Origin of the sequence: Dolichospermum sp. LEGE 00240 (genome assembly GCF_015207875.1) — a bacterium.
Lineage (GTDB): Bacteria > Cyanobacteriota > Cyanobacteriia > Cyanobacteriales > Nostocaceae > Dolichospermum > Dolichospermum gracile.
On record NZ_JADEVZ010000129.1, the window covers coordinates 1 to 7,268 of the forward strand.

8 protein-coding genes are annotated in these 7,268 nt (G+C 41.2%); 1 reads left to right on the plus strand and 7 read right to left on the minus strand.

Going from position 1 to position 7,268, the window contains the following annotated elements:
- Window positions 1–304: 304 nt before the first annotated feature.
- The 7 genes from IQ226_RS23940 to IQ226_RS23970 form a co-directional block, all read right to left on the minus strand.
- Window positions 305–796: a DUF302 domain-containing protein gene (locus IQ226_RS23940; protein ID WP_193899556.1), complete on the minus strand. Its 492-nt coding sequence runs from the start codon at window positions 794–796 to the stop codon at window positions 305–307.
- 98 nt (window positions 797–894) lie between these two features.
- On the minus strand, window positions 895–1,167 hold the full coding sequence (locus tag IQ226_RS23945; RefSeq protein ID WP_193899558.1) for an acyl carrier protein: 273 nt from the start codon (window positions 1,165–1,167) through the stop codon (window positions 895–897).
- 65 nt (window positions 1,168–1,232) lie between these two features.
- The gene (locus IQ226_RS23950; RefSeq protein ID WP_370567225.1) at window positions 1,233–1,991 is read right to left on the minus strand and encodes an acyl-CoA desaturase; all 759 of its coding nucleotides are present in this window, start codon (window positions 1,989–1,991) and stop codon (window positions 1,233–1,235) included.
- Window positions 1,992–2,104: 113 nt separating this feature from the next.
- Entirely contained in the window at window positions 2,105–3,037 is a 933-nt protein-coding gene (locus IQ226_RS23955; RefSeq protein WP_193899562.1) for an acyl-CoA desaturase, read from the minus strand.
- 37 nt (window positions 3,038–3,074) lie between these two features.
- Window positions 3,075–3,851, minus strand: coding sequence for an acyl-CoA desaturase (locus IQ226_RS23960; protein ID WP_228039647.1), 777 nt, complete (start codon window positions 3,849–3,851; stop codon window positions 3,075–3,077).
- A gap of 244 nt (window positions 3,852–4,095) precedes the next feature.
- A complete protein-coding gene (locus tag IQ226_RS23965) occupies window positions 4,096–5,082 on the minus strand; it encodes an acyl-CoA desaturase (protein ID WP_193899565.1) in 987 nt (328 codons plus the stop codon).
- Between the two features lie 19 nt (window positions 5,083–5,101).
- Entirely contained in the window at window positions 5,102–6,871 is a 1,770-nt protein-coding gene (locus IQ226_RS23970; RefSeq protein WP_193899567.1) for a fatty acyl-AMP ligase, read from the minus strand.
- 179 nt (window positions 6,872–7,050) lie between these two features.
- On the opposite strand from IQ226_RS23970, the gene IQ226_RS23975 reads away from it, so the two are divergent.
- Window positions 7,051–7,268, plus strand: a 218-nt coding sequence (locus IQ226_RS23975; protein WP_193896637.1) for a transposase, incomplete at its 3' end; no start/stop codon positions are given.

The window sequence follows — 7,268 nt, forward strand, 5'->3', positions numbered from 1 at the left end:
CTCTCTATTTGATCACACTATTTTAACAAATAAAAGCCTGAAATCTTTGCTCGGCAATCTTTTCAGGCTTTACTTTCTCTAAATTTTTAATTCCTAAATTTGCTTTAGTATCTGCGGAATGTGGGTTTTAATCCTCAAGGTTTAGCAAATCCTGGTAAAATATTCCCTACACCTCATACTTGTGGAGAAGCTGCACAAGCTCAAAAAATGGGACAGTTTCCAGGCTTAGAAGTATTTTAGTCTTTCTTCTTTTGCACCTTTGCACCTTTGCGCGAAACTCTTATTAATTTTGACTCCTGATATACTATTGGACAGCCATTGTTACTAATTCTGCCAACTTTTGATCGAGCATTTCTGCAACCCTCAAAATTTTCTGATTTTCAAATCTAGCTAGGAGAGATGAAGGTTTGTCATAGATAATGCAAGTTTTACCATTATATTCATCATACACAAAAAGTCGCAGGGGAACATAAAGGCCGACTGCCGGATCTTCTTCAAACATTCGATTAGCTATGAGCGGGTTGCCAATAATATAGAGTTTTGCTTGTTTAAATTTGCCACATAAGGAAAGCACTTTACCAGATTCCAGGTGTGTAAAAATCATCAGATCATTTTTACCAACCATTGATTTAACTGCATTTTCTACGTCTGTAAAAGAGGCATTTGCATCTATCAGCTTTTGAAAAATTAGATTATTAGCTTTACCAACTAATGACTCTATAGCAGTGGTAACTTGGGCATAAGATTTTTCTGAACTAACTTTTACATGGGTTACTGTGAAATTAATACTTTCCATATCTCTTGATTTTTGATTTAAAAAATATTTTCAACATCTAATTTTTCAACCCCCAGCTAATAGCAAGGGGGTTAATATTTTCTCAGAACTGAATTAGCTTATGATCCAGATAGATGTTCTGATAGAGACTCAATTGAGGGGTAATCATAGGTGATAGTTGGATCAATAGAACGTCCCAACCAATCACCTAAATCGGTAGTTAATCCAATAGTTGCAGAGGAATCCAAACCATAGCGGTCAAAAGAAGTTGTAACATTGACTTCATTTTGATCAATTTCCAGAAGTTGGGATAAATAGGAAACTAACCAGGCTTGAATAGCGGCTACAGTTTGCTGTTTTTCGGCAATGATCTCTTGATTTTGCATTTTCATCTGTATTTTCTCCTGAATTGGTCTGAGATAAAAACTTTGATTGGGTGGTTAAAAGTGCAATCCGGCTATGTGGCCTTTCTAGCTGCTAAAAAGGCTTTTTTAGCTTTGATAGTATCGGCTGTAGGAATCTTGACATCGGAAATTAAACCCAGCTTTTCTAAAAGCAGGACGACCCAGCCACCGATATCAATTTGCCACCAGTCGAAACCGAAAATGGCTGATTGAGGAAAAGCATGGTGACTATTGTGCCATCCTTCACCTAAGGAAGGAAGAGCCAGCCAGAGATTGTTCCGGCTGTAATCGGGGGTATTAAAGGAGCGACCTCCAAGGACGTGAGAGAAAGAATTGACACCATTGATCAGGTTATTGACAAAGAACATCCGCACCAGTCCGCCCCAAAGAAAGCCTTGGAATGCTCCCAACCATGAGTTTGTGAAAATTCCGCCGATAACAGCAGGAATTACCAGTCCTAAAGTCACCCACAGTAAATAATATCGGCTCACTGTTGTTAGTGCTTTATCGCGCAGTAAGTCCGGGACATAGTGGATGGTATTGGGGTGTTCTCTGTTGGTAGCTAACCAGCCGTCATGAGCGTGCCAAAAGCCTTTGATCTGATCACCAAATCCTCCTCCAAACAGATGCGGAGAATGGGGATCTCCTGGTTGATCAGCATATTCATGATGACGACGATGGGCGGCTACTGCCAAAAGCAAAGGACCGGGGGCAGCCATAGAGCCAAGAATTGCCAAAGTTACCCGAACGACGACATTGGCCTTAAAAGCATTGTGGCTAAAAAGTCGATGCCAACCCACAGTAAATCCAATTTGAGTGAGGAACCCTTATCTGGATTGACAAGAGTTTCTGTAATTACTTGAGAAGTTAAATCCATTGTTGCTATTGATGATTGCTTTGGTGTATTTCATGCCTGACTTGAAGGTTAATTGATGGCTTCAGTAGCATTAACCTTTCTTTTTTTAGCGGCGATCATCTCATCTGTGGGCATTTTCAGGTCCCAAACCAAACCGAGCTTTTCTAATAGTCGAATCACTAAGCCACCCATATCTAATTGCCACCATTGGAAACTATGAATTGCTGCATTAGGAAAAGCGTGATGGTTGTTGTGCCATTCTCCACAGGTAAACAAAGCCACCCAGAGGTTATTACGGCTATAGTCGTCCGTATGAAAAGGACGATTTCCTAATAGATGGGCAAGAGAGCCAACTGTCCAGAAGCCTAAATGGTGTTGGAGGAAGATGCGGAGAAAGCCACCCCATAATGTTCCTGTTAACGCACCCATCCAAGTTCCTGAGATTATGCCACCAATAACACCGGGAATAGCTACCCCTAAAAACAACCATAAATAATAGAGTTGGCTAATTTTGTTCATGATCGGATCTCGCACCATGTCTTTGGCAAAGATAAAAGTGTTAGTGAGTTCATGATTGAATGTCCAACCGACATGAGAATGCCATAGTCCTTCGAGAAAGCCCAATTTTTTGTCTTCTTTGATAAAGGGGGAATGGGGATCTCCGGGGGTATCGCTGTATTTGTGGTGACGACGATGGGTGGCTACCCAATAATTTAGGGGTCCTTCTGCGGCCATAGAACCCAGGACAGCAAGGATAATTTTGACAGTTTGATGAGCTTGAAAGGAGCAGTGAGCAAAGTGTCTATGTAGTCCTACTGTTACGCCAATCGCTGTTAAAAAATACATAATCAGCAGCAGCCAGATGTCTACGGCACTCACACCGATCTGAAAAGTCAGTATGACTGCGGCAACAGAGCCGAGAAAGGGAATAATGAGATTACTGATGCCGTGAATTTCCTGTTGTCTTTTCAGGCGATCGCTTTTGATTGTGATTACTTGCATTGTTTGCTTAACCTACATAAGTTTTGTAGTCGGGAGTTTAGTCCTGAGCTATGGTAATTTTTTTCCCTTCCATCATCTTGGCTGTGGGCAGATTTACATCCCAAACCAAGCCTAATTTTGCGAATATCCAAACTACTGCATAACCCAAGTCAACTTGCCACCATTTCAAACCAATAGCAGCGGAGCTTTCAAAGGCATGGTGATTGTTTTGCCAAGACTCACCAAAAGTGGGGATCGCCACCCAAGGGTTATTCTTGCTTTGATCTCCTGTTTGATAAGGATGAGTCCCATAGACATGAGATACAGAATTGACACTCAATATGATGTTATCTACCAGAAAAATTCGCACGACACCACCCCAAAGAAAGCCTTGCAATGCTCCTATCAAAGACCAATGAAGTAGTCCGCCGATCACAGTGGGAATGGCTAGACCAAGAACTATCCAAACTAGATAAAATCGGCTAATTTTGGATATAGTTTGATCTCGCAGGAGTTCGGGAGCATAATATGTAGGATTAGGATAATCATGATCAATCAACCAGCCGACATGGGAATGCCATAATCCTTTGATAGTTCCCAAAAATCCCTGACCGTGAAGATTTGGGGAATGGGGATCTCCGGGTAGGTCACTACATTCATGATGACGACGATGGACGGCTACCCACGAAATTAATGGACCTTGCCCAGCGACAGAACCAAGTATGGCGAATATCACCCGGATTACCTGGTGAGTTTTAAAAGAACGATGGGTATAGTAGCGATGAAAACCTACACTCACCCCGGTCATGGTCAAAGCCCACATGACAGTAAGCATCCCGATCTCAATAGGTCCAATGGGTAGACACCAGAGGGAAATCAGTGCCACAATTGTTCCCAGAAAGGGGATGAAGTTGTACAACCAAAAATGTTTATATTGCAGCCCTTTAATGTAGTCATTGATAATAACTTTTGTCTTCTGATTTGGTATTGTGCTATCGAAATGTGTTGTCATTTGCTCAATCCTATAGATTCGACAATATGGTTAAAAGTACAAAACAATCTGGATCTAGTCAAGTTTGCTAGAAGTTGTTGACATCTAATTCTGAATATTCAGGCTGTTTGTGAACATTCAACTTTTCTGTGATCATCCCTGCTGTGGGGGTTTTGATATCCCAAGCTAAACCTACTTTTTTGAGAGCAAGAATCACCCAACCACCAATATCAATTTGCCACCATTTCAGACCTAAGAGGGCTGAGTTAGGAAAGGCATGATGATTGTTGTGCCAAGCTTCGCCAAAATTTGCTAGGGATAGCCAGAATGTGTTGTGGCTTTGCTCTTCTGTATCAAAAGGGCGCTGTCCATAACAGTGAGCAATGGAATTAATTGTCCAAAAGGCATGATTGACGCAAAACATTCGCACCAATCCGCTCCAGATAAATCCTTGCAAAACGCCTGTCCAAGTCTCCGTTAGAAGTCCGTTTAGGATAGCCGGAATGGCTAAACCCAGGACAACCCAAGTCAGATATAAGCGATTGACCTTAGTGATCACGGGATCTTTGAGCAAGTCTTTGGCAAAAACAGCCGTATTCGTCACGTCACTGTTCAACATCCAAGCAATTTGACCATGCCACAATCCCCGTAAAGTTCCCCATTTTTCTCCTTGGTAGATTAGCGGTGAATGGGGATCACCAGGGCGATCGCTATACTTGTGATGCCTACGGTGAATACTTGCCCATTGGATGACAGGTCCTTGCGCGGACATAGACCCCAATATAGCCAAAAGGACTCTAATGACTGTATTTGTCCTAAAAGCACAGTGAGCAAAATGTCTATGAAAACCCACTGTTATTCCCAGCATTGTCAAGGTATACATTACCAGGAATAGTCCAATTTCTACTGAGCTAATACCAAACTTAAAAGTTGTATAGATGGCTATTACGAAACCAAAAAAAGGGATCAAGATAGTAGCAAAAGCGTAACGCTGTTGCAGGGATTTGAGATAATCATTTTCTATGGTTATCTTCGGACTTTGATGTTGTGTTGGGCTATCTAATCGTATGGACATTGATTGGTGTTTCCTCAATTTATGCAGTTAAAATCAAAGGACTTGATAACTCTGAGTTGCCAATTTTTCCTCCTACAATATTGAGAGTTTGGTCGAGAAACTTTTCTTTGCAAATACACCGTTGAATTTTGCCACTGGAAGTCTTAGGAATACTGCCAGTTTTAATCAGTACCATAGCATAAGCATGGATTTCATGTTGCTGCATGATTGCTTCGGAGATTGCTGCTACGACATCTTTGACATTCAGATGTTGTAGGTGTGTACGTTCGACTTCAACCACAACTACCAAATGCTCTGTATTGTCTTTCTCTACCGCAAAAGCTGCACAACAATTAGCACGCAAAGCCGGATGGCTACTTTCTGCTGTGAGTTCGATATCTTGGGGATAATAATTGCGACCTCTGATGATAATCAGATCCTTGATGCGTCCAGTAATGAACAACTGGCCATTCCGCAAAAATCCCAGATCCCCAGTGCGGAGAAAAGGACCTTGATTAGTATCTGCTAGATAAGCTCCAAAGGCTTGATCTGAAAGTTCTGGTTGGTTCCAATAGCCTGGGGCAATACTTTCACCTGATACCCATATTTCCCCTATTTGACCGGAGATACATTGCTTAAATGAGTCTTGTTCAGCTATAATAATTTTTGTGTCCAACCAAGCACGTCCACATCCAACTATATTTCTGACATTTTGGCTGTCTGAAGATGCTTCTGTTACCAATTTTTGTTCTAATGCTTCTGCTGTAACTGTGCAGTAAATTGGTTCTTCTTCAACGAGTCCGCCGGAAATCATTAAGGTGGATTCAGCCATACCATAGCAGGGGTAAAAACTGTTGGCGCGAAAACCACAAGGGGCAAATTTAGCCACAAACCGCTCTAAAGTCTCCCTTCTTACCGGTTCTGAACCACTGTAAGCACTCTCCCATCTACTTAGATCCAGGGATTCCATTTGTTGAGGTGTAATCTTTTGAGTGCAAAGATCATAGGCAAAGTTGGGTCCACCGCAGTGAGTAGCTTTATAGTTTGTAATTGCCTGTAGCCATCGCCAAGGGGACTGGATAAAAAATTCAGATCCCATCAAAACTGCCATAAATCCCGTGTACAAGGGTTGAATAATCCCATCAATTAGACCCATATCATGAAAACTGGGTAGCCAACTTACGGACACGCTTTCTGGTGTAAGTTCAAACGCTTGTTTGATGTACTCGGAATTGTGTAGTAAATTACCATGAGTTACCATCACTCCTTTGGGTGTGCCTGTAGATCCAGATGTGTATTGGAGAAAAGCTAAAGAGTCTATGGTTGCTACTGATGGCTGCCATTCTGAAGCTAGGTTAAGATTAATGTCATCAGTAGTTATCAAAGGTAAAGTTGCTAATTCTGAATAATTAGCTAGTTTAAGTTGTAGTTTGTTTAATAGAGAGGTGGTAGTGATTGCTAATGTCGCTTGTGAATCTGATTTGATTGCTAAGAGTCGAGTCGCTGGTCTGTTCGGTCGTGGAGGATTCACAGGAACTGCAATCGCATCAGCATATAAACATCCAAAAAAGGCGCTAATAAATTCTAAACCAGGCGGATATAGCAATAATACCCTTTCACCCCGATTAATAGTTTTACGTAGTTGATATGCAATTGCTCTGGCTTTTTGGTCTAACTCTTGATATGTTAATTTATCTGTTTCTTGTTCTCCATTGAGAAGAAACCTAAATACTATTTGGTTAGATTGATGGACTGCCTGATGCCGTAGCATTTGTACTAAAGTTGAATATTGCTTTTTTGGACTCTTCATACCCACATAAATAGGTTAATTTACAACAAACAAAGTGATTTTAACCTACATTGCAGATTCTGATTATGACAATTTGTAACATCTCCGGTGTTAGAGGGTGTTTGAAAAGTTAGAAGTTGAGTAAAAAAAGCTCTCAGGGTATAATCTGTAAATACAAAAATACAGAACCGTAGAGAGCAATGAGTAAAGTATACTCCAGCAACCTAACTAAAGAACAGTGGGAACTAATAGAACCTTTAATTCCAAGAGCTAAAACTGGTGGTAGAAAACGAGAAGTAGATATTTGGTGCGTACTTAATGCCATCTTTTATGTATTAACTCAAGGATGTACATGGCGAAACTTACCCGGAGACTTTCCCCCATGGCAAACTGTATATACATATTTCCGCAATTGGCG